This is a genomic window from Vibrio lentus (assembly GCF_030409755.1).
In the GTDB taxonomy this organism is placed as follows: domain Bacteria; phylum Pseudomonadota; class Gammaproteobacteria; order Enterobacterales; family Vibrionaceae; genus Vibrio; species Vibrio lentus.
The window spans coordinates 2,765,361-2,787,705 of the sequence record NZ_JAUFQE010000002.1 but is presented as its reverse complement, the minus strand read 5'-3'; the positions used below and the strand labels follow the sequence as shown (position 1 = coordinate 2,787,705).

18 protein-coding genes are annotated in these 22,345 nt (G+C 45.4%); 10 read left to right on the top strand and 8 right to left on the bottom strand.

Annotated elements, in window-relative coordinates; translation table 11 throughout:
- Positions 1 to 119: 119 nt before the first annotated feature.
- Positions 120 to 1,409, top strand: a complete 1,290-nt coding sequence (locus tag QWZ07_RS21030) for a malic enzyme-like NAD(P)-binding protein (protein ID WP_017104634.1) — start codon at positions 120 to 122, stop codon at positions 1,407 to 1,409.
- A gap of 178 nt (positions 1,410 to 1,587) precedes the next feature.
- Here the strand turns inward: QWZ07_RS21030 and metJ are convergent, their stop codons facing one another.
- Positions 1,588 to 1,908, bottom strand: coding sequence for a met regulon transcriptional regulator MetJ (gene metJ / locus QWZ07_RS21025; protein WP_004729686.1), 321 nt, complete (start codon positions 1,906 to 1,908; stop codon positions 1,588 to 1,590).
- A 208-nt stretch (positions 1,909 to 2,116) separates the two neighbouring features.
- On the opposite strand from metJ, the gene QWZ07_RS21020 reads away from it, so the two are divergent.
- The 3 genes from QWZ07_RS21020 (at position 2,117) to metF (ending at position 6,912) form a co-directional block, all read left to right on the top strand.
- Complete coding sequence (locus QWZ07_RS21020) at positions 2,117 to 3,298, top strand: O-succinylhomoserine (thiol)-lyase (RefSeq protein ID WP_065104136.1); 1,182 nt, start codon at positions 2,117 to 2,119, stop codon at positions 3,296 to 3,298.
- 2 nt (positions 3,299 to 3,300) lie between these two features.
- A complete protein-coding gene (locus QWZ07_RS21015; protein ID WP_017108578.1) occupies positions 3,301 to 5,712 on the top strand; it encodes a bifunctional aspartate kinase/homoserine dehydrogenase II in 2,412 nt (803 codons plus the stop codon).
- Positions 5,713 to 6,012: 300 nt separating this feature from the next.
- The gene (gene metF, locus QWZ07_RS21010; protein ID WP_029223209.1) at positions 6,013 to 6,912 is read left to right on the top strand and encodes a methylenetetrahydrofolate reductase; all 900 of its coding nucleotides are present in this window, start codon (positions 6,013 to 6,015) and stop codon (positions 6,910 to 6,912) included.
- A 130-nt stretch (positions 6,913 to 7,042) separates the two neighbouring features.
- On the opposite strand, the gene QWZ07_RS21005 is transcribed toward metF, so the two are convergent.
- The 3 genes from QWZ07_RS21005 to argE all read right to left on the bottom strand — a co-directional run bounded on the left by QWZ07_RS21005 (position 7,043) and on the right by argE (position 11,981).
- Entirely contained in the window at positions 7,043 to 7,582 is a 540-nt protein-coding gene (locus QWZ07_RS21005) for a PadR family transcriptional regulator (RefSeq protein WP_017104637.1), read from the bottom strand.
- A gap of 373 nt (positions 7,583 to 7,955) precedes the next feature.
- Entirely contained in the window at positions 7,956 to 10,592 is a 2,637-nt protein-coding gene (ppc, locus tag QWZ07_RS21000) for a phosphoenolpyruvate carboxylase (protein ID WP_017108577.1), read from the bottom strand.
- A 252-nt stretch (positions 10,593 to 10,844) separates the two neighbouring features.
- Complete coding sequence (argE, locus tag QWZ07_RS20995; RefSeq protein WP_009848891.1) at positions 10,845 to 11,981, bottom strand: acetylornithine deacetylase; 1,137 nt, start codon at positions 11,979 to 11,981, stop codon at positions 10,845 to 10,847.
- A gap of 153 nt (positions 11,982 to 12,134) precedes the next feature.
- Between argE and argC the strand changes: the two genes are divergently transcribed.
- The 4 genes from argC to argH all read left to right on the top strand — a co-directional run bounded on the left by argC (position 12,135) and on the right by argH (position 17,487).
- Positions 12,135 to 13,139 carry an N-acetyl-gamma-glutamyl-phosphate reductase gene (argC, locus tag QWZ07_RS20990; protein WP_017099991.1) on the top strand — a complete coding sequence of 335 codons (1,005 nt, stop codon included), beginning with the start codon at positions 12,135 to 12,137 and terminating at the stop codon, positions 13,137 to 13,139.
- Positions 13,140 to 13,151: 12 nt separating this feature from the next.
- Positions 13,152 to 13,940: an acetylglutamate kinase gene (gene argB / locus QWZ07_RS20985; protein ID WP_192853346.1), complete on the top strand. Its 789-nt coding sequence runs from the start codon at positions 13,152 to 13,154 to the stop codon at positions 13,938 to 13,940.
- A gap of 113 nt (positions 13,941 to 14,053) precedes the next feature.
- Positions 14,054 to 15,265 (top strand): argininosuccinate synthase, encoded by a 1,212-nt coding sequence (locus QWZ07_RS20980; protein ID WP_009848894.1) that lies wholly within the window; start codon positions 14,054 to 14,056, stop codon positions 15,263 to 15,265.
- Between the two features lie 347 nt (positions 15,266 to 15,612).
- Positions 15,613 to 17,487, top strand: a complete 1,875-nt coding sequence (argH, locus tag QWZ07_RS20975) for an argininosuccinate lyase (protein ID WP_017086009.1) — start codon at positions 15,613 to 15,615, stop codon at positions 17,485 to 17,487.
- 272 nt (positions 17,488 to 17,759) lie between these two features.
- Here argH and QWZ07_RS20970 read toward each other — a convergent pair whose 3' ends face one another.
- On the bottom strand, positions 17,760 to 18,008 hold the full coding sequence (locus QWZ07_RS20970; RefSeq protein ID WP_102314086.1) for a DUF3624 domain-containing protein: 249 nt from the start codon (positions 18,006 to 18,008) through the stop codon (positions 17,760 to 17,762).
- Between the two features lie 87 nt (positions 18,009 to 18,095).
- On the opposite strand from QWZ07_RS20970, the gene QWZ07_RS20965 reads away from it, so the two are divergent.
- A complete protein-coding gene (locus tag QWZ07_RS20965) occupies positions 18,096 to 18,443 on the top strand; it encodes a RidA family protein (RefSeq protein WP_004729674.1) in 348 nt (115 codons plus the stop codon).
- Between the two features lie 174 nt (positions 18,444 to 18,617).
- Here the strand turns inward: QWZ07_RS20965 and QWZ07_RS20960 are convergent, their stop codons facing one another.
- The 3 genes from QWZ07_RS20960 to QWZ07_RS20950 all read right to left on the bottom strand — a co-directional run bounded on the left by QWZ07_RS20960 (position 18,618) and on the right by QWZ07_RS20950 (position 21,359).
- Complete coding sequence (locus QWZ07_RS20960; RefSeq protein ID WP_192853347.1) at positions 18,618 to 20,084, bottom strand: dihydrolipoyl dehydrogenase; 1,467 nt, start codon at positions 20,082 to 20,084, stop codon at positions 18,618 to 18,620.
- A gap of 323 nt (positions 20,085 to 20,407) precedes the next feature.
- Positions 20,408 to 21,136 carry a glutathione peroxidase gene (locus QWZ07_RS20955; protein ID WP_017073712.1) on the bottom strand — a complete coding sequence of 243 codons (729 nt, stop codon included), beginning with the start codon at positions 21,134 to 21,136 and terminating at the stop codon, positions 20,408 to 20,410.
- Between the two features lie 43 nt (positions 21,137 to 21,179).
- Entirely contained in the window at positions 21,180 to 21,359 is a 180-nt protein-coding gene (locus QWZ07_RS20950) for a hypothetical protein (protein ID WP_017086012.1), read from the bottom strand.
- Between QWZ07_RS20950 and oxyR the strand changes: the two genes are divergently transcribed.
- Positions 21,358 to 22,251 carry a DNA-binding transcriptional regulator OxyR gene (gene oxyR / locus QWZ07_RS20945; protein ID WP_017108572.1) on the top strand — a complete coding sequence of 298 codons (894 nt, stop codon included), beginning with the start codon at positions 21,358 to 21,360 and terminating at the stop codon, positions 22,249 to 22,251. The two genes, QWZ07_RS20950 and oxyR, sit on opposite strands and share 2 nt — an antisense overlap.
- Positions 22,252 to 22,345: the final 94 nt, after the last annotated feature.

The following is a 22,345-nucleotide window of genomic DNA, read 5'->3' as shown; positions in this document are numbered from 1 at the left end:
TTAGTAGTGAAATCTCGTTTTTTAATGAGACAGAGGCTTTAACCACCTAGGAACTTTGAAGTACATCTATTAACATGAACAAGATCCCCCAAATAATAATATCCTAGGAACCTACACCTATGTCTGAAGACAGCCGCCAAGATCAATCCTCTCAAGAATTATCGCCTCAAGAACGATTCCGTCAGCAAGCTCTTGATTATCATGAGTTCCCAATTCCAGGCAAAATTGCCGTAGCACTGACGAAGCCTGCAAACTCTGCAGAAGATCTAGCACTTGCATACAGCCCAGGCGTGGCTGAGCCTGTTCGCGAGATCGCACAGAACGTTGATAACGTCTATAAATACACAGGTAAGGGCAACATGGTTGCTGTTATCTCTAACGGTACTGCGATTCTTGGCCTAGGTAACCTTGGTCCTATTGCTTCTAAACCTGTAATGGAAGGTAAAGCGCTACTGTTTAAGCGTTTTGCTGGTTTAGATTCTATCGATATTGAAGTAAAACACCGCACAATCGATGAGTTCGTTGATACGGTTGCGAATATCGCAGATACATTCGGTGGTATTAACCTAGAAGACATCAAAGCACCAGATTGTTTTGAGATTGAACGTCGCCTGATCGAGCGTTGTGATGTACCTGTATTCCACGATGACCAACACGGTACTGCGATTGTAACGGCAGCGGGTATGCTGAACGCGATCGAACTTCAGGGTAAGAAACTTGAAGAGTGTAAGATCGTTTGTTTAGGTGCTGGCGCAGCGGCTGTAGCATGTATGGAGCTACTGATTAAGTGTGGCGCTCAGCGCGAGAAGATCTACATGCTTGACCGTAAAGGTGTGATCCACACTCGTCGTGATGACCTAAACGAATACAAAGCGTTGTTCGCAAACAACACTGATAAGCGCACACTTGAAGATGTTATCGAAGGCGCTGATCTGTTCTTGGGTGTATCGGGTCCTAACCTATTACCAGCTGAAGCACTAACGCTGATGGCTGATAAGCCAGTCGTGTTTGCATGTTCAAACCCAGATCCAGAGATCAAGCCTGAGCTTGCTCACGAGGTTCGTTCTGACCTAATTATGGGTACAGGCCGTAGTGATTACCCTAACCAAGTAAACAACGTACTTTGTTTCCCATTCATTTTCCGTGGTGCACTCGATGTGCGTGCAAGCGAAATCAATGATGAGATGAAGCTAGCTGCAGTTAAGGCGATTCGTGAGTTAGCAAAAGAAGAAGTTCCAGCTGAAGTTCTAGCCGCTGCGGGTGAGACTGCATTGGAGTTTGGTACAGGTTACATCATTCCTAAGCCAATGGACCCACGTCTACTTCCTCGCGTTGCAAAAGCTGTTGCGGAAGCGGCGGTTGAGTCTGGCGTTGCTCGTATTGAGATGCCTGCTAACTATATGGCTTAATAGCTTATTATAGCGGTCGCTCTATTGAGCGAAAAAGAATAATAAAAAACCGACCCATTAGGAGTCGGTTTTTTTATGTCTATCATTCACTGCGCAGTCATAGAGGGCATAGTGGTTGATGTGACAAATAGGGTTCAGTTATCGCGAATCAATATTGAAGGCAGTGACTGAGTTGTTTTTATTCTTCGTCAAACGCTTCGAACTCGATACCCATCTCTGTCATCAGTTTTTTCACTTCAGTAGGGATATCGTCTGGACGGTCTTTACGAAGGTCTTCATCCGTTGGTAGTGGTTGGCCTGTGTACGCATGTAGAAAGGCTTCGCACAGTAGCTCACTGTTTGTTGCATGGCGTAGGTTATTAATCTGGCGGCGAGTACGCTCGTCAGTAAGAACCTTTAACACTTTTAGAGGGATAGAAACTGTAATTTTCTTTACTTGTTCGCTTTTCTTTCCATGCTCAGCATATGGGCTTATGTATTCACCATTCCAGTCGGCCATTGCGTACCTTCATCACTTTAGTTGTTAGAATAAATTAATAGTGGTGATTTTAGCGGGATTTACTGCCATAAGCAAAGACATATGGACGTCTAGAAGTGTTGACGTCTCACGTTTATGAAAGTAAAGTGAATAACATATATCTAACACAGCCGCAAAATGCCGACAAGCAGCTGTGATTCTCAGACGCAAAACTTGTAAGGAAGCACCTATGAGCAGCCGGAAGCCAGCAACCATCGCAGTACGTACTGGCATCGAGTCAGACACGCAACACCATGCCGTTGTCCCACCTATTTATCTTTCGACTAACTATGGGTTTCCCGCTTTTGGTGAAGTGCCAAAGTATGATTATACCCGCTCTGGTAACCCAAACCGTGGTTTATTAGAAACGGCACTGTTTGAACTTGAGTCTGGTAAAGGCGCGGTTGTCACTAACTGTGGTACTTCGGCACTTAACTTATGGGTTTCTGCTTTCTTAGGTGGCGATGATCTTATTATCGCACCGCACGACTGCTACGGCGGCACTTACCGTCTGTTTAATACACGCTCACTTAAAGGTGACTTCAAAGTTCTGTTTGTTGATCAATCGGATCAAGCCGCGCTGGATGCAGCGATCGCGCTTAAGCCAAAGTTGATCTTAATTGAAACACCATCGAATCCATTGGTTCGTGTGGTTGATATTGCAGAAACTTGCCGCAAAGCGAAAGAAGTGGGTGCTCTGGTTGCTGTCGACAACACGTTTTTGACGCCTGTGTTCCAAAAGCCTTTAGAGCTGGGTGCTGATTTTGTTATCCACTCAACCACCAAGTACATCAATGGACACTCAGATGTTATTGGTGGCGTTGTGGTCACGAAAACTGAAGAACACGCTGAAGAGTTAGCATGGTGGGGCAACTGTATTGGTGCAACCGGCACACCATTTGATAGCTATATGACTCTACGTGGTATTCGTACGCTAGGTGCGCGTATGCGTGTTCACGAAGAAAGCTCACGTGAAATTCTGACGGCTCTGCAACAACAAGATCTGGTGGGTACAATTTACCACCCAAGCCTTCCTGAACATCCGGGTCACGAGATCGCGAAGAAACAGCAGTTGGGCTTTGGTTCCATGCTGAGCTTTGAGTTTGCGGGCTCTTTTGAAGCACTTAAATATTTTGTCGATAAGTTAGAGCTATTTTCTTTGGCTGAATCACTGGGTGGTGTTGAAAGCTTGATTTGTCACCCTGCGTCGATGACTCACCGTGCGATGGGCGAAGAAGCTCTAGCAGAAGCGGGTGTTTCTCAACAACTACTGCGCCTTTCTGTTGGTCTTGAAGATGCAGAAGACCTCATCGACGATCTCAAGCAAGCTTTCGAAAGAACGCAACGCTTTATCGCTGAAGGGGAGGGTTAATAATGGCAACCTTTCGCCAGCTACATAAATTTGGTGGCAGCAGTTTAGCGAATCCTGAATGTTACCAACGCGTGGTCAACATTCTTAGAGAATACTCATCAGCAACGGATTTAGTCGTTGTATCAGCAGCGGGTAAAACAACCAACCGTTTGATTGAGTTTGTTGAAGCGCTCGACAAAGATGGCCGCATTGCTCATGAATGCCTACAAACCCTTCGTCAGTTCCAGCTTGAACTGATTGAAGCACTGCTTGAAGGCGAAGCCGCTTCTCAACTAACGGCAACCATCCAACAAGAATTTACCGCTTTGGGTGAGCTCACTGCTCCCTTGAGCGAAGCACAAAAAGCGCAAGTGCTGGGTCATGGCGAGATTTGGTCTTCACGTTTGTTGGCGACTTTGTTGTGCCAGCATGACTTACAAGCGGTTGCTCAAGACGCTCGTGCCTTTTTGCGTGCAGAAGCGGGGGCTCAGCCTGAAGTTGACCGTGCTCGCTCGTATCCTCTGATTAAGGAAGCTCTAGCGCAGCATGCGCATTGTCGTGTGGTGATTACGGGCTTTATGGCTCAAAACACTGAAGGTGAAACGGTTCTACTCGGTCGTAACGGCTCGGATTACTCAGCAACTGTGATTGGTGCTTTGGCTGAAGTTGAACGTGTGACGATTTGGAGTGATGTGGCAGGCGTATATAGCGCTGACCCTCGCTTGGTTTCGGATGCGTGTTTACTGCCTCTGCTTCGTCTGGATGAAGCGAGTGAGTTAGCTCGTTTAGCGGCTCCAGTGCTTCATAGCCGAACGTTACAGCCTGTCGCTCAAAGTGCTATGGATTTAAGCTTACGCTGCAGCTATCAGCCAGAAGCGGGCTCTACACAGATAGAGCGTGTACTGGCATCGGGTCGTGGTGCAAAAATTATTACTTCTCTGGATGAAGTTCTTATCGTGCAGCTGACCTTTGGTCACGGTCATGATTTCGACCGTCTAGAAAGTGAAGTACTGGAAGGGCTTAAGCGAGCTCAATTAGAGCCGCTTGCTTATGAGCTTGAACCTGATCAGCACTGCTTGCGTCTTGCTTACACAGAAGAGATTGCTGGTGGCGCTTTGGAATATCTGCAAGATCACGCGATTGAAGCTGAGATTAAGCTCAAAGAAGGTTTCTCTCTGATCGCGGCGGTGGGCGCGGGTGTGACTAAGAACCCGAACCATTGCTACGGTTTCTACCAACAGCTTAAGAGCTCGCCGGTTGAATTCATCTCAGAAGCGAACTCAGGCTTGAGCCTAGTCGCTGTGATTCGTAAGAGCGAAACATCAAGCCTTGTGAAAGGTATTCACTCTCAACTGTTCCAAGCGCAGAAGCGTGTTGCGATTGCTTTATGTGGCAAGGGTAACATTGGTTCAAGTTGGTTAAGCCTGTTTGCTGAGCAAAAAGCGGAACTTGAAAAGCGTCGTGGAATGAACTTTGAATTGGTTGCGGTGGTTGATAGTCAAACCTATTGGTTCGATGATCAAGGCATTGATGCGACTTCTGTTGGTAAGCGTTTTGATGATGAAGCGATTGCTAATAATGGTAACGACTGGCTAGAGCGTTTAGGTTCTATTCAAGGCTACGATGAAGCGGTTGTGTTAGATGTTACGGCAAGCCCTGTGCTTGCAGCAAAATATCTGCAAGTCGCACAACAAGGTATTCACCTGATCTCGGCTAACAAGGTGGCAGGTTCTGCATCAAGCGAGTATTACCATCAAGTACAGGATGCTTTCGCTAAGATCAGCCGTCACTGGTTGTACAACGCGACAGTCGGCGCTGGTTTACCGATTAACCACACGGTACGTGACCTGCGTGAAAGCGGCGATGACATCATTGCATTGTCGGGGATCTTCTCGGGTACGCTATCTTGGTTGTTCCAACAGTTTGATGGCACGGTGCCGTTCAGCGAGTTGGTTGACTTAGCGTGGCAGCAAGGCCTGACGGAACCGGATCCTCGCGCAGACCTCGATGGTTCTGACGTGATGCGTAAGCTGGTGATTCTGGCGCGTGAATCGGGTTTAGATATTGAGCCTGAAAACGTGAAAGTAGAGTCACTGGTACCTGCAGAGTTGCAAGACCTATCAGTTGATGACTTCTTTGATAAGGCTTCTGTGCTGAGTGAAGAGTTGGCTGAACGTTTAGAAAAAGCACATTCTCAACAGAAGGTTCTGCGTTACGTAGCGCGTTTAGAGAAGAATGGTAAAGCTACCGTAGGCGTTGAAGCGCTATCTAAAGAACACGCTCTGGCGAACTTATTGCCTTGTGACAACATTTTTGCGATTGAGAGCAAATGGTACAAAGATAATCCATTGGTTATTCGTGGCCCGGGTGCTGGTCGTGAAGTAACAGCTGGCGCAATTCAATCAGACCTAAACAGAATGTCTAGTTTGTTCTGATGCTCAGAACGGTTGGTTTAATACTTAGATCAATTGTTTTAGTACGTAAATGGCATACTATTCACTAAGATAAATAAGGCTGAAAGCACGATGTGTTTGTCAGCCTTTTTTCTACCTTATTTCTGCTTTGCGACCCATCTAACGACTTGAGTTTTACTCACGATCTACTTGAGAAAAATTCATAATGGATCTGTTGACATTAAATCGTATTCAATACATTCTACAGACATATAGACGTCTAAACGTCGTTTGAAGGATTTAAGATTTTTTAGTGGTTGCTTTTGCCACAGGGAGAGTAAGATGGGATACACACACGCAGGCCATATCGACGCTTTGAATCAGAATATCGCTGAGCTTTCTGACAACATCAATGTGTCATTTGAATTCTTTCCACCAAGCAGTGAGAAGATGGAAGAAACACTGTGGAACTCTGTTCACCGTCTTAAAACACTTCAACCAAAATTTGTATCGGTAACCTATGGTGCCAACTCGGGTGAGCGTGATCGTACCCACTCAATCATTAAAGAAATCAAAAACCAAACTGGCCTAGTGGCAGCACCTCACTTAACGTGTATCGATGCTAGCCGTGAAGAGTTGATTCAAATTGCCGACGATTATTGGGCAAATGGAATCGAAAGTATTGTTGCTCTGCGTGGTGATATTCCCGCTGGCGGCGGTGCGCCAGAGATGTACGCATCTGACCTAGTTGAACTGCTTAAATCACGTCATGATTTTGATATCTCGGTAGCAGCATTCCCTGAGGTTCACCCTGAAGCGAAGAGCGCTCAATCTGATCTTATCAACCTAAAACGTAAAGTGGATGCGGGCGCGAACCGTGCTATTACGCAATTCTTCTTCGATGTAGAAAGCTACCTACGTTTCCGTGACCGTTGTGTGGCAGCGGGTGTTGATGTTGAGATTGTACCGGGCATCTTGCCAGTATCTAACTTCAAGCAAGCGTCTCGCTTTGCAGCAATGAACAACGTAAAAGTGCCGGGCTGGATGGCGAAGCAATTCGAAGGCTTGGATGATGATCCAACGACTCGTCAGCTTGTTGGTGCTAGCCAAGCGATTGATATGGTTCGTACGCTGAGCCGTGAAGGTGTGAAGGACTTCCACTTCTACACGCTAAACCGTGCAGAAATGACGTACGCGCTTTGCCATACGCTAGGCGTTCGTCCACAAATTGCTGCGTTGTAATCAAAACCTAAGCACTTGTAGAAAGCCTCTGGCACTAACATTTCAAATCCTACAGATACAAAAAAGGCTTGGACTCTAAGAGTTCAAGCCTTTTTCTTTTCTTTTCTTTTCTTTTCTTTTCTTTTCTAGCTTATGCGATAGCACCAAGTTCAAGCAGCACTTCTTCAGCCCATACAATCCATGCTTCACGGATCAGTAGGTTGCGACGAAGTGTTAGACGCTCAAGGCGCGCTTGCTTGTCTAGCGTTGATGGTGTTGCGTAGTAAGCTGCTTCAATCTCTTTGTAGTGAGAAACCAGTTTGCGAGACTCTTCTACTAGCTCAGCAAGTTGTACACGGTACGGGTCAGATGCTTGAACAGCACAAGCCATTAGCTTAGCTGAGAACTCATCACGAACCGTTGGGTGTGCAGTCGGTTGTTCAAACCATTCACCTAGAGCGCCACGACCAGCGTCAGTGATAGAGTAAACTTTACGATCAGGTTTGCCTTCTTGAGGTTCAAGCACGCAAGTTACTTGGTCGTTCTGAGCCATTTTATTTAGCTCGCGGTAAACTTGTTGGTGGCTAGCTTTCCAGAAGTAACCAATGCTTGCGGAGAATTCTTTTGTGATATCGTAACCAGTAGCATCGCGTGTACTTAAAACGGTTAGAATTACGTGTGGTAATGACATGTCTGAAATCCAAATGGTAAACAGTAAACAAATACTTAAACAACAAGTGTGCTTCTAATGGCACGTTATATTGGTTATGTCTAAGTAGCACCAACTCAGCGGTTGGTTATGTCACCTTATAAAGCCGTTTATCACCTAGGTTGACCGGTTTCTTGGTCAAACTGCTGCAGATTATTTTATTGGAGTATTTCCGCAGCGGAGCAGTAGTATATCTAAATAATAAGCATAAAGTAGAATACATGGACAAAATAACCCAAAAAACTGATAAAATACTCATTAGTGTTTGTTTTACAAAACAAAAAGGTCGCACATGGCGACCTTTTGTTCTTTTTGCAGATGTAAATGCTGATTAGGTTATAGTAGGAATCACTAATTAACCAGTATTTCGCATACCTGCTGCAATGCCTGCAATCGTCACCATTAGCGCTTCTTCTAGTTCTGCTGGTGGTGTTTCACACTTACGAGTACGGTAAAGCAACTCAGCTTGAAGCATGTTTAGTGGCTCAACATAGATGTTACGTAGGCGAATTGATTCAAGCCCCCATGGGTCACTCTGCATCAGGTTCTCGTTGTTTTCTACATTCAGCACGGCTTTGATGTCTTTCTGCAATTGTTCACGCAGTAATTCACCCAACGGCAGCAGTTCTTTATCAACAAGGCGTTGATCGTAGTACTTAGCGATTTCCATGTTGCACTTCGAGTACACCATTTCCAACATACCCAGACGAGTCGAGAAGAATGGCCACTCGCGACACATCTCTTCAAGCAGTGCTTGATGACCTTGGTCGACGGAATATTGAATCGCTTCACCTGCGCCTAACCATGCTGGAAGTACCAAACGGTTTTGGCTCCATGAGAAGATCCATGGAATCGCACGTAAGCTTTCTACGCCACCGTTCGGGTTACGTTTCGCAGGGCGAGAACCAAGGGGCAATTTGCCTAACTCTAGCTCTGGCGTAGCTTGACGGAAGTAAGGTACGAATTTCTCTTCACCGCGAACCACGTTACGGTAAGCCTCACAAGAGACTTGAGACAGCACTTCCATTAGGTCGCGCCATTCTTGTTTTGGTTCAGGTGGTGGCAGAAGGTTCGCTTCTAAAATCGCACTTGCGTAAAGGTTGAAGCTGTTTACTGCAACATCTGGCAAGCCAAGCTTAAAGCGGATCATCTCGCCTTGTTCTGTTACACGTAAGCCGCCTTTCAAGCTCTTAGGTGGCTGAGAAAGTAGGGCTGCGTGCGCTGGCGCACCACCACGACCAACTGTACCGCCACGGCCGTGGAATAGAGTCAGCTCAATGCCTTCTTCTTCACAAACCTTAACCAGCTTGTCCATCGCGTCATACTGAGCCCAGCCTGCAGACATTACGCCAGCATCTTTTGCTGAGTCAGAATATCCAATCATCACCATTTGGTGGTTCTGGATAAAGCCACGGTACAAGTCGATGCTCATTAGCTGTTTCATTACCGCTTCTGAGTTGTTCAAGTCGTCTAGCGTTTCGAACAGTGGGCATACGTCCATGCGGTACGGGCAACCACATTCTTGCAGAAGCAAGTGAACAGCCAGTACATCCGATGCAGTTCGAGCCATAGAAATTACGTAAGCACCGAAGGCTTCACGAGGTTGAGCAGCAACGACTTTACAGGTGTCCAAAACCTCTTTGACCTGTTCAGATGGCTCCCAGTCGCGTGGTAACAATGGGCGTTTTGAGCTTAATTCATTGGTTAAGAAAGCGACCTTGTCTTGCTCGCTCCACTGGTCGTAATCACCAATGCCTAGGTAGCGAGTCAGTTCAGACAGTACGTCTGAGTGACGTGTACTTTCTTGACGAACATCGAGACGAACCAAGTGCACACCGAATGCTTTTAGGCGGCGCAGTGTATCAAGTAGAGAACCGTCTGCGATGACGCCCATGCCACATTCGTGCAGCGATTGGTAACACGCGTAAAGCGGTGTCCAAAGTTGGTCGATATTCTGTAGTGTTTCTTTCTTCGGTACTTCTGCGTCGTGCAGTTTTGCATCAAGCACTTCTAGCGTGTTGTTCAGCAGAGTGCGTAGGCTCTTGAGGATTGCACGGTAAGCTTCGTGCTCATCGCCAGCCAATTCACGAACGGCATCATTACACTTGGTCATCGACAGTTCGGTAATCAGCTCGTTCACGTCACCTAAGTATAGATCAGCGGCTTTCCAGCGAGATAGGCGCAGTACTTCTTTGGTGATGGTGTGCGTTACGAATGGGTTACCATCGCGGTCGCCACCCATCCAAGAGGAGAAGTGTACTGGGCGTGCATCGATTGGTAAGCCTTCACCAAGGTAACCTTTTAGTCGGCCATCCATATCACGCAAGAAATCAGGCACGGCTTCCCAAAGAGAATTTTCTACAACCGCAAAGCCCCACTTAGCTTCATCAAGTGGTGTTGGGCGTTGCTGACGAATCACATCAGAGTGCCAACCTTGAGCGATAAGCTGCTCTAGGCGACGTTCGGTTTTCACACGCTCTTTGTGTGATAGGTCGCTTAATTCTAATTTAGACAGACACTCGTTGATCTTAACCAACTTGTTGATCATGGTGCGACGAGTGATTTCTGTCGGGTGAGCAGTCAAAACGAGTTCGATGTTCAGGTCGCGAACAGCTTGAGCTGCGTCTAGCTTGCTGATGTCGTTTTGGTTTAATTTGGAAAATAGAGATTGCAGCACGTCTGGTTCACAAACATGCTCCTCACAGTGGCGAGAGATGGTGTGGTATTGCTCTGCCATGTTGGTGAGGTTGAGAAATTGGTTAAATGCACGAGCAACAGGAGTGAGTTGTTCGTTCGGCAGGTTTTTGATTTCTTCAACTAGGCTGTCACGGTCAGCTTTGTTGCCTGCGCGGGCGGATTTGGAAAGTTTACGGATAGTCTCCACTTTCTCTAAGATAACGTCACCATGTGCATCTTGGATTGTGTTACCTAGCAAGCGTCCCAGCATGCTTACGTTACTCTTGAGAGCGGCGTATTTCTCGTTCATTGTCATCCTGCCTCGTAAAAAAATTACATCCATTGTTCCTTGTTAAGTACACAATCTAGCGAAAAGTGCTGTATCTAGTCAAATAAAGCATTCTAAGTTTGCAATTATTAGGTTTAAAAATGCGGGAGAAGTAAATTTTTCAAAACTTAGAGAAAAAGTGAAATTTAATTACAAGATTGCGGCTATATCAGGGATGGCAGAATAAAAGCCACTTTTTAGGGTGGCTTTTATGTGAATATTCGGATTGAGAAGTAATAACTAGAAACAATATTTACGGATAGATTTACTCAGAACATCAATTGTTGGGTCAATAAAATCGAAGCTTAAGAACTCATCCGGTTGGTGAGCTTGGTCAATTGAGCCTGGACCTAACACCAATGTTGGGCATAACTCTTGAAGGAAAGGTGCTTCAGTACAGTAGTTCACGGTTTGAGATTCAGTTTCACACACCGATTCCATGCCACCGATAAATGGGTGATCGTGTTGACACTCGTAACCCGGAATAGGTTCGTGCAGTGGAGTAATCTCAATTCTGCCCGGCCATTTTGCTTCTACTTCTTTAAGCGCGCTACGCAGCATGTTATCCAAGCCATCTAAGCTAATGCCCGGTAAAGGACGAACATCATAGTGCAGTTCACAACACCCACAGATACGGTTGGCACTGTCGCCACCGTGGATATGACCAAGATTTAGGGTTGGGCTTGGAATCGCAAAACCTGGGTGGTGGTACTCTTTGACTAATTTGTCACGCAGCTGCATTAAAGCAAATAACACTTCATGCATGATCTCGATAGCGTTAACGCCTAAAGCTGGATCTGAAGAGTGACCTGATTTACCCGTTACTCGTACTGCGTTGGCGACATGGCCTTTATGACCACGAATCGGCACAAGGCTGGTTGGCTCACCAATGATGCAGTAGTCCGGTTTAAACGGTGCATTTTCAGTGAAATGACGTGCACCCAGCATGGTGGTTTCTTCGTCACACGTTGCTAATACATAAAGCGGCTTGGTTTGCTTGCTCCAATCCATCTTCTTCGCAGCTTCATAAACGAAGGCAAAAAAGCCTTTCATATCGGCGGTGCCCAATCCGTAAAAGCGGTTGTTGTGTTCTGTCAGTGCGTGAGGGTCGAAGTTCCAACGTCCTTCATCGAATGGCACGGTGTCGCTATGTCCAGCAAGCAGTAATCCCCCTTCGCCAGAACCCATCTTTGCGACCATATTATGCTTGCCGGGTTCGACCTCTACCACCTCAACACTAAAGCCTACGTCTTTAAACCATTGAGCCATTTTTTCGATCACTTTCTCGTTGCCATGATCCCAGCTTGGATCGGTCGAGCTAATGGAGTCGGTGGAAATCAGGCCTTTATAGACCTCTAGAAAACTCGGTAATTGCATAATAACTTCACTTCTACTATTGACAGGAAAACCATAAGTCGGTAAAACACATATTAAATCATATTTAATGCATAAGAAATCAAATAAAGCTAAAAATTAAGTATGAATAGTCAAATTTGAAATGTAACTTACCTCAAGAATGGATGTGTTGAGATGTTGAAAACCACGATCATTGGCGCAAGCGGCTACACAGGAGCAGAACTGGCTCTAATGATAAACAGACACCCTGAGCTCACGCTATCAGGTTTATATGTCTCAGCCAATAGTGTAGACGCAGGTAAACCTATTGCGGCACTGCACGGTAAGTTAGCTGGCCTGATTGATATGCCAGTACAGCCATTAACGAATCCAGAAGAAGTAGCTAAACAGTCGGATGTGATTTTCTTAGCCACTGCACACGAAGTCAGTCACGACCTAGCGCCAATCTTCCTTGAGAACGATTGCCAAGTGTTCGACCTATCGGGTGCATTCAGAGTTAAAGGCGAAAACTTCTATCAAGAGTTTTACGGTTTTGAACATCAACACGAACAATGGCTAGACAAAGCGGCTTACGGTTTAGCTGAATGGAACGAACAAGAAATAAAAGAAGCTCAGCTTGTTGCAGTCGCGGGTTGTTACCCAACTGCATCACAACTGGCGATTAAGCCTTTAGTTGAAGCAAAGTTACTGGATGAGAACCAATGGCCAGTGATTAACGCGACTAGTGGCGTTACTGGAGCCGGTCGTAAGGCGACTATGGTCAACAGCTTCTGCGAAGTGAGCTTGCAAGCTTATGGTGTATTCAATCACCGTCATCAACCTGAAATGGCTGCACATTTAGGATGTGATGTGATTTTCACCCCGCACCTCGGCAACTTTAAGCGTGGCATTTTGGCAACCATTACCATGAAATTGGCTGACGGTGTGACAGAACAACAGATACAAGATGCCTTTGAGCAAGCTTATCAAGGTAAGCCAGCGGTGAGATTACTCGAAGAGACATTGCCAAGAATTCAAGATGTAGAACAGACGCCTTTCTGCGACTTAGGTTGGAAGGTTCAAGGTCAACACATCATCGTTGTTTCAGCGATTGATAACTTACTAAAGGGTGCATCTAGCCAAGCGATGCAGTGTTTGAATTTACGTTATGGTTTTGCGCCATTAACTGCGTTAGTGTAAGGAAATCTAGATATGAGCCTTAATAATCAACCATTAATCATAAAGTTAGGTGGCGCTGCGCTATCTTGTGGTGAAACACTTAGCAAGTTATTTGGTGCTATCTCTGCTTACCAACAGCAGGCACAACGACCAATCGTGATTGTTCACGGTGGTGGTTACCTTGTTGATGAGTTGATGAATCAGTTGAACCTCGAAACGGTTAAGAAAGAGGGGCTACGTGTTACTCCTTATGATCAGATCCCTGTGATTGCTGGCGCGTTAGCAGGTACAGCGAATAAATTACTTCAAGGTCAGGCGATTAAAGACGGTATCAACGCCGTTGGTTTGAGCCTAGCAGACGGTGGTTTATGTAAAGTCAGCGAGCTGAATCCTGAATTGGGTGCAGTAGGTAAAGCTGAGCCGGGCGACTCAACCGTTCTGCAAGCGATCCTTAATGCTGGTGCATTGCCAATCATTAGTTCTATTGGTCTCACTGATCAGGGACAACTGATGAACGTTAATGCCGATCAAGCCGCGGTTGCCGTTGCAGGTGCGCTTGATGCTGAACTGGTACTGCTTTCTGATGTAAGTGGAGTGTTGGATGGTAAAGGGCACCTGATTCCAAGCCTTAATCAACAACAAGCCGATGACCTCATCACAGGTAAAGTAATTACTGACGGCATGATCGTTAAGGTTAAAGCCGCACTAGAAGCCGCTAACGACCTTGGACGACCAATCGAAGTCGCTACTTGGCGATACCCAGACAAGCTGACACAACTTTTTTCAGGTAAGAGCATAGGAACACAGTTTTTACCTCAGTAGGCCTCACAACGAGTGACTACTAAAGAATTTAGATAAACAGATTAAACATATAATTATTAAAGTCATTTCCAACGCTGACCGCCATGTGCAGTATGGAAATTAGGAGAAAGAAAATGAGCAAAGTTAACGTAAAGAAAGTTGTAGTAGCCTACTCTGGCGGTCTAGACACATCAGTAATCATTCCATGGTTAAAAGAGAACTATGACTGTGAAGTTATCGCATTTGTTGCTGATGTAGGCCAAGGCGATGAAGAGCTGATTGGTATTGAAGAGAAAGCAAAAGCGTCTGGTGCGTCTGAGTGTTACATCGCTGACCTTAAAGAAGAGATGGTGGCAGATTATATCTATCCAACGCTTAAAACAGGTGCTTACTACGAAGGTAAATACTTGCTAGGTACTTCAATGGCGCGTCCAATCATTGCTAAAGCTCAGGTTGAAGTTGCACGTAAAGTCGGTGCAGACGCACTATGTCACGGTTGTACTGGTAAGGGTAATGACCAAGTTCGTTTTGAAGGTGCATTTGCTGCACTAGCACCAGACCTACACGTAATTGCACCTTGGCGTGAATGGGATTTAGTGAGCCGTGAAGAGTGTCTAGATTACCTAGCAGAGCGTAACATCCCTTGTACCGCTTCTCTTACTAAGATTTACTCGCGTGATGCAAACGCATGGCACATCTCTACAGAAGGTGGTGTACTAGAAAATACATGGAATGCCCCTGATGAAGATTGCTGGGCTTGGACTGTAGACCCAGAGCAAGCGCCAAACGAATCTGAAACAGTGACGCTTAAAGTTGAAAAAGGCGAAGTGGTAGCGGTTGATGGCGAAACAATGACGCCATACAACGCACTGGTTTACCTAAATGAGAAAGGTGCGAAGCACGGTGTTGGTCGTATCGATATCGTAGAAAACCGTCTTGTTGGCATGAAGTCTCGTGGTTGTTACGAAACTCCAGGTGGCACAATCATGATGGAAGCATTGCGTGCAGTAGAGCAACTGGTTCTGGATAAAGCGGCATTCGAATTCCGTGAAGAGTTGGGTGTTAAGGCTTCTCACCTTGTCTACGATGGTCGTTGGTTCACTCCGCTATGTAAGTCAATTCTTGCAGCAACAGATGAGCTAGCACAAGACGTGAATGGTGAAGTGGTTATCAAGCTTTACAAAGGCCATGCAACGGTGACTCAGAAGCGTTCTGACAACAGCCTGTACTCAGAAGAGTTTGCAACCTTTGGTGAAGATGAAGTTTACGACCAAAGCCACGCTGAAGGTTTCATCCGTCTTTACTCGCTATCAAGCCGTATCCGTGCTTTGAATAGCCAAAAGTAATCCTAACAATGAGTTAGCGAGCTAGCCTTTAGCGTAAGGTTAAAGGCCAGTAAACCGACATTATTATGCAAAGCCCATTTACTACTAAACAGTGAATGGGCTTTTTGTTTTCTATTCGCTTAATAAATCAGCTTCAGCTTTTACCATTGAATGGCATATAATTCGCGCTCCACGCTGAAAATAATCAATGGAATGATTTTTTGGTGAATAAATATGTGAAAATAATGAATTAATACTTTATTTTCATTTTGAATTGCCGTAAGTTTAAACCATCAGAAAAATACTGAATCTTAATCAGAATTATCATTTGCAAAAACAGTGAGCACTGTGCAATTAGGAGATACACAATGGCATTATGGGGCGGTAGATTTACCCAAGCAGCAGACACGCGGTTCAAAGATTTTAACGATTCTCTTCGTTTTGATTACCGATTGGCTGAGCAAGACATTGTGGGCTCTATTGCCTGGTCAAAGGCTCTACAGTCGGTCAATGTTCTAACAGAAGAAGAGCAGCAAAGACTCGAGCTTGCACTGAACGAGCTAAAACTCGAAGTGATGGAAGATCCTGAACAGATCTTACGTTCTGATGCGGAAGATATTCACAGCTGGGTTGAGCAACAACTTATCGGTAAAGTCGGTGATTTGGGCAAAAAGCTTCACACTGGCCGTTCTCGTAATGACCAAGTAGCGACTGACCTTAAGCTTTGGTGTCGTCAGCAAGGTAATCAACTGCTGCTCGCGCTTGATCGCCTGCAAAGCCAAATGGTGAACGTTGCTTCTCAGCATCAAGAAACCGTGCTTCCTGGTTATACTCACCTTCAACGTGCTCAGCCGGTAACTTTTGCTCACTGGTGCTTGGCTTACGTTGAAATGCTTGAGCGTGATTATTCTCGTTTGAATGATGCGATTAAGCGTCTAGATACATGTCCGCTGGGTTCTGGTGCCCTTGCAGGAACCGCTTACCCGATGGACCGTGAAGAGTTAGCTCACAACTTAGGTTTCCGTCGTGCAACGCGTAACTCTCTAGATTCAGTTTCTGACCGTGACCATGTGATGGAGCTGATGTCGATTGCTTCTATCTCGATGCTTCACCTTTCACGTCTTGCAGAAGATATGATTTTCTACAACTCAGGTGAATCAAACTTCATCGAGTTAGCAGATACCGTGACGTCAGGTTCATCTCTGATGCCACAAAAGAAAAACCCGGATGCGCTAGAACTTATCCGTGGCAAAACTGGCCGTGTATACGGTTCATTAGCCGCAATGATGATGACAGTGAAAGCACTGCCTTTGGCTTACAACAAAGATATGCAAGAAGATAAAGAAGGTCTGTTCGACGCTTTAGACACTTGGAATGATTGTATGGAAATGGCTGCTCTTTGTTTTGATGGCATTAAAGTGAACGGCGAACGTACACTTGAAGCGGCGAAGCAAGGTTATGCAAACTCAACAGAACTGGCTGATTACCTAGTAGCGAAAGGCATTCCTTTCCGTGAAGCTCACCATATTGTTGGTGTAACGGTAGTTGCTGCTATTGCTAAAGGCTGTGCATTAGAAGAATTAACCATCGCAGAGATGAAAGAGTTCTCTGAGGTGATTGAAGATGATGTGTATGACATCTTGACCATTGAATCGTGTCTTGAGAAACGTAGCGCGCTGGGTGGCGTATCACCGAAGCAAGTCGCTTACGCGGTTGACCAAGCCGAGAAGCGTTTATCACAGCGTGATACTTCCATCGTTAAAGTTCGTCCGGCTCGTTTGACCGATATCGAATCATTGGAAGGCATGGTGGCCTACTGGGCTAACCTTGGTGAAAACCTACCTCGTTCTCGTAACGAACTGGTGCGTGATATTGGCTCGTTTGCGGTCGCTGAGCATCATGGCGAGGTGACGGGTTGTGCATCACTTTATGTGTATGACTCTGGTTTAGCGGAAATCCGTTCGTTAGGTGTTGAAGCTGGCTGGCAAGGTCAAGGGCAGGGTACCGCGATTGTGCAGCACTTGGTTGAGAAAGCTCGACAAATGGCCATCAAGAAGGTGTTTGTGCTGACTCGTACTCCTGAGTTCTTCATGAAGCATGACTTCTTACCAACATCGAAATCTTTGCTACCTGAGAAGGTACTGAAAGATTGCGACCAGTGTCCTCGTCAACATGCATGTGATGAAGTGGCGTTGGAAGTGAATTTGGTAGAGCAGATTATAGCTAAGGTGAATGTTGCATAAGGCATTGATTTTATAGCTCCTAAAAAAAAGATCAAAAATCTGATCTTTTTTGGGAACAAACTAAGAAAAGTCCGGTCTATTAAAGTACCACTGCTTTTTCTTAGAATTTTCTAAGAAAGCCCTAGAATCGATTGGTTCTGGGGCTTTTTTCTATCTGCTGTTTGGGAAATGAGGGTAGGTCGTTAAATCGAAGCACTATCGGGTCATTGAATCGAACATCTAGCCATTATCGTTTACCTAACTAATATCGTTTATCTAATAAAGCCTCTCTGCTAACGCTTCTTTTTCCTCAAAGGCAGCACCAAAAACTTCATTATCCAATGCAGTGACAGCAAACTACTGAATGCCAACGCGGCCATCATCAAGGCGATAGCATTGATGGTTTTCGGGTCTTCTCTGAAAAATAACCACCATGCTCCCCAACTTACTAGCGACAACACCATTAGTTGGTTCATGCAACGTTGGCAGCGACCGAGTTTGTTGAAGATTTTTTCATTTTTATTGCAATGAACACATGTCATCTTAGGCTTAATTCGCGTTATGCTTGTTGCCTTGATAATACCACGTCACAAGATATTGGATCACGGTGACATAGAGAGAGAAGATCGATGATTGAGCGCCAAGAAACGAAGCAACGCATGAGCCGTATTGTTAAACACAACGGTACTATCTACCTATGTGGCCAAGTGTGTGCTGACGCAACCAAAGACATCACAGAACAAACACAGACAATGCTAGATAAAGTAGAAGCGCTACTTGAGCAAGCGGGCAGCGACAAAGAGCACATGCTGTCAGCAACGATTTACTTGAAAGACATGAAAGACTTCCAGGAAATGAACGCAGTTTGGGATGCATGGGTACCTGAAGGCCACGCTCCAGCTCGCGCATGTGTGACTGGCGACATGGCTCGTGAAGCGCTACTTGTTGAGATCTCTGTGATTGCTGCTGAGAAGTAATTGTTAAGTCTTTAGATACAAGCAATGGCATTAAGAGATCCCAGATACCTCGTCCCTCGGTTCTGGAATGATGATGCTCGAAGTCAAAAACAAAAAGGAAAGCCAATGGCTTTCCTTTTTAGTATCTAGTCTTGGTCAATAGACCAAACTGCTAGTTTTTTCAATGACTTGAGATTAACAACCAGGGCCGCAATCTAGACAGTGTTTCACCATCTCTGGACCAAGGTGCAGTTTCGCATTGAGATCACGCAGCGCTGTTCGTACACCTTCTTCGATAACTGGGTGGTAGAACGGCATATCCAGCATTTCAGAAACTGTCATCTTTTTCTGGTGTGCCCATGCTAATAAGTGAGCCAAGTGTTCTGCGTTTGGTCCCATCATTTCAGCACCAAGGAAGCGACCTGTACCTTGCTCGCCGTACACGTGCAGAATACCTTTGTTGCGTAGCATCACTCGTGAACGACCTTGGTTCTCGAAAGACACTTCACCCGTTGCGAAACAACCACATGTGCCTAAGCGAGTTATGATCTCTTTGTATGTTTCACCAACCATCGCGATTTGTGGGTCAGAGAATACCGCAGAGATTTTAGAGCGGCGTAAGCCTGCGCGAATCTCAGGGAAGCGACCTGCGTTATCACCCGCAATACGTGCTTGGTCTGCTGCTTCATGCAGTAGAGGCAGTTGGTTACTTGCGTCACCGGCAATAAATACTGATGGTAGCGATGTTTGTAGTGTGTAGTGGTCGGCGATTGGCACACCACGCTCATCAAGTTCTAGAGAGGTATTCTCTAGGCCAAGTTTGTCGGTGTTTGGACGACGACCTGTTGCTGCCAGTACATATTCAACGACGTTAGTTTCTAGTTCACCTTGCTTATTGATGAACTGGATTTCGACGCGATCTTCACCCGATTCCGTCGTAATACGTTTCATGCTTTCGATTTTTACGTCGGCATCAAGGTAGAATTCTTCATTGAAGGCTTTGTCTGCGTAAGCCATGATTTCTGGGTCGGTTACTGGGCCTACTTGACCACCTAAACCGAACAGTTTTGTTTGCACACCCAAGCGGTGTAGTGATTGACCAAGCTCTAGGCCAATAACACCCGGGCCAAATACCGCAACTGATTCTGGTAAATCATCCCAGCTGAATACGTCATCATTAATGATTAGACGGTCGCCAAGTTCATTCCAAACTGCAGGGTATGCAGGGCGAGAACCTGTTGCGATAACAATACGCTTAGCGGTCACAACCGTGTGGTCATCGATTTGTAGCGTGTTGTCGTCTAAAAACTTTGCGTAGCCAGAGATCTTGTCTTGCTCTGGGATTTCATCAACGCCTTCTAAAACAAAACCAACAAAACGGTCACGTTCAAACTTCACTCGGTCCATCACTTCACGGCCGTTAATCACGATATCACCTTGTGGGTGAACGCCAAAAGCCGGAGCTTTCTCGATGTGATGTACGCTTTCTGCTGCTGCAATAAGCAGTTTAGATGGCATACAACCAACACGGGCACAGGTTGTACCGTAAGGGCCGCCTTCAATCATCACGACACTGTCAGTGTGTGCTTTTGCAGCGCGGTAAGAACCTAGACCTGCCGTACCGCCCCCGATAACTGCTACATCTACATTGACTTGTTTCATAATAATTTTCTCGCAATGGCTAAATTTAGTGTGAACGAACCCCTCCAACTCTGGTGATTTTTTAAGAGTCAGGATTGTGGGTCAGTTTTGTGATTCTGTTTTATTAGGTTTAGCTTGTGATTCAGCTTTTTGTTACTAACTGCTTCTTGTTGCTAACTCTTCTTTTAATTAACTATAGGTTAGTTAAAAGTTAGCGAGTCAGAAGCTGTCTCTTTTTCCAAAGCTCAGATAAGAGTGGTTTGGAATCGCTAACCCACAAGAGGGTGGGTTAGCGGTATTACTTAGGTTATTTAATTGCTAGGCGTTTATTAGCGACTAAGTGATTAACCTAGGAAAGCTTCGAGCTCTTCGCTACCACCGATGTGCTTACCACCGATGAAGACTTGAGGAACGGTTGTGCGACCAGAGATTGCACGTAGGCTTACTGTTGTTGCGTCTTTACCTAGAACCACTTCTTCGTAGTTTAGACCTTTGTCGATTAGGTTTTGTTTCGCTTTCATACAGAAAGGACAGCCTGGCTTAGTGAATACTGTGATTGACTCTTGCTCTTTGTGCTCAGGAGCAAGGTAGTTAAGCATAGTATCAGCATCAGAAACCTTGAACGGGTCGCCTGGTACGTCTTCTTCGATGAACATTTTTTCTACCACACCGTTTTTAACCAGCATGCTGTAGCGCCATGAACGTTTGCCAAAGCCGATGTCGTTTTTCTCAACTAGCATACCCATGCCGTCTGTGAAATCACCGTTGCCATCTGGGATGAATGTGATTTTTTCAGCTTCTTGGTCTGCTTTCCACGCGTTCATTACGAACGTGTCGTTTACAGAAACACAAAGGATGTCATCAACGCCGTTTTCTTTGAACACTGAGTGCAGTTCGTTGTAACGAGGTAGGTGGCTTGAAGAACATGTTGGTGTAAACGCACCTGGTAGGCTGAATACGATAACTGTCTTGTCTTTGAATAGCTCTTCCGTCGTTACGTTAACCCATGCATCGCCTTGGCGAGTTGGGAATGTTACTTGAGGGATTGATTGACCTTCTTTAGATGCAAACATATTGATTTCCTTAAATAGTATTTTAATTTTGTTCTATCAGAGCTTAACGTTTTTCTTTGCTCTGTTTCGTTTCGTTGAGCCCATTATTAGATAAATCCTTTGATAGCTCTAATCGTTTGATGTTATGGTTTTGATAGGTAAATTCTATCAAGAGCATTTTTCTTTTAAATGTTTCTATTAAAAACCTTGTTCTTATTAAAACCTGAGGTAAGAGACTGATCATGAACATTCGTGACTTTGAATACTTGGTGGCGCTCGCTGAGCACAAACATTTTCGAAAAGCAGCAGAAGCGTGCTTTGTAAGTCAGCCGACATTGAGCGGTCAAATACGCAAACTGGAAGATGAAATTGGACTTCAGTTAACCGAGCGTAGCCCAAGGAAGGTAATATTTACAGAATCAGGTTTACAACTTGTTGAGCAAGCCAAGCGCATTCTCAACGAGGTAAAGACGTTTAAAGATATGGCGAGCGGACACGGTGAAGCGATGACGGGGCCAATGCACATTGGTTTTATCCCTACCGTTGGCCCGTACATTTTGCCAAAGATTATTCCTCATCTAAAAGAGAGTTTCCCAGATCTTGAGCTTTACCTGCACGAAGCGCAGACCCATCAGTTAGTCAGCCAACTAGAAGATGGCAAGCTTGATTGCTTGGTGCTGGCTGCGGTTGATGAAACGGCGGCGTTCAAAGAGATTGATGTCTATGACGAGCCATTAAGTGTTGCTGTACCGTGTGGTCATGAGTGGGCTCAGCAGGATACTGTCGATATGCTGCAGTTAAATGGACAAACCGTACTTGCACTAGGTGATGGTCACTGCTTGCGAGACCAAGCCTTGGGTTTCTGTTTTGCTGCGGGAGCAAAAGATGATGAGCGTTTTAAAGCGACCAGCTTAGAAACGCTGCGTAATATGGTAGCGGCTGGAGCGGGTATTACTTTGTTACCTCAGCTATCGGTACCAAAAGAAAAGCAGAAAGATGGTGTGTGTTATGTGCCTGCGGTTAACCCAACGCCTTCACGTCGTATTGTCGTGGCTTACCGACCGGGTTCTCCGCTAAAGGGGCGCTTTGAGCAATTGGCTGAGGCTATCCGAACTCAATTAGATAAAGCTGTTTAGCCATTTAATTTAAATCGTAGATAGATCAGATTATAGATATAAAAAAAGGGTTGATATGAATACATATCAACCCTTTTTTGTTGGTTCATCTTAC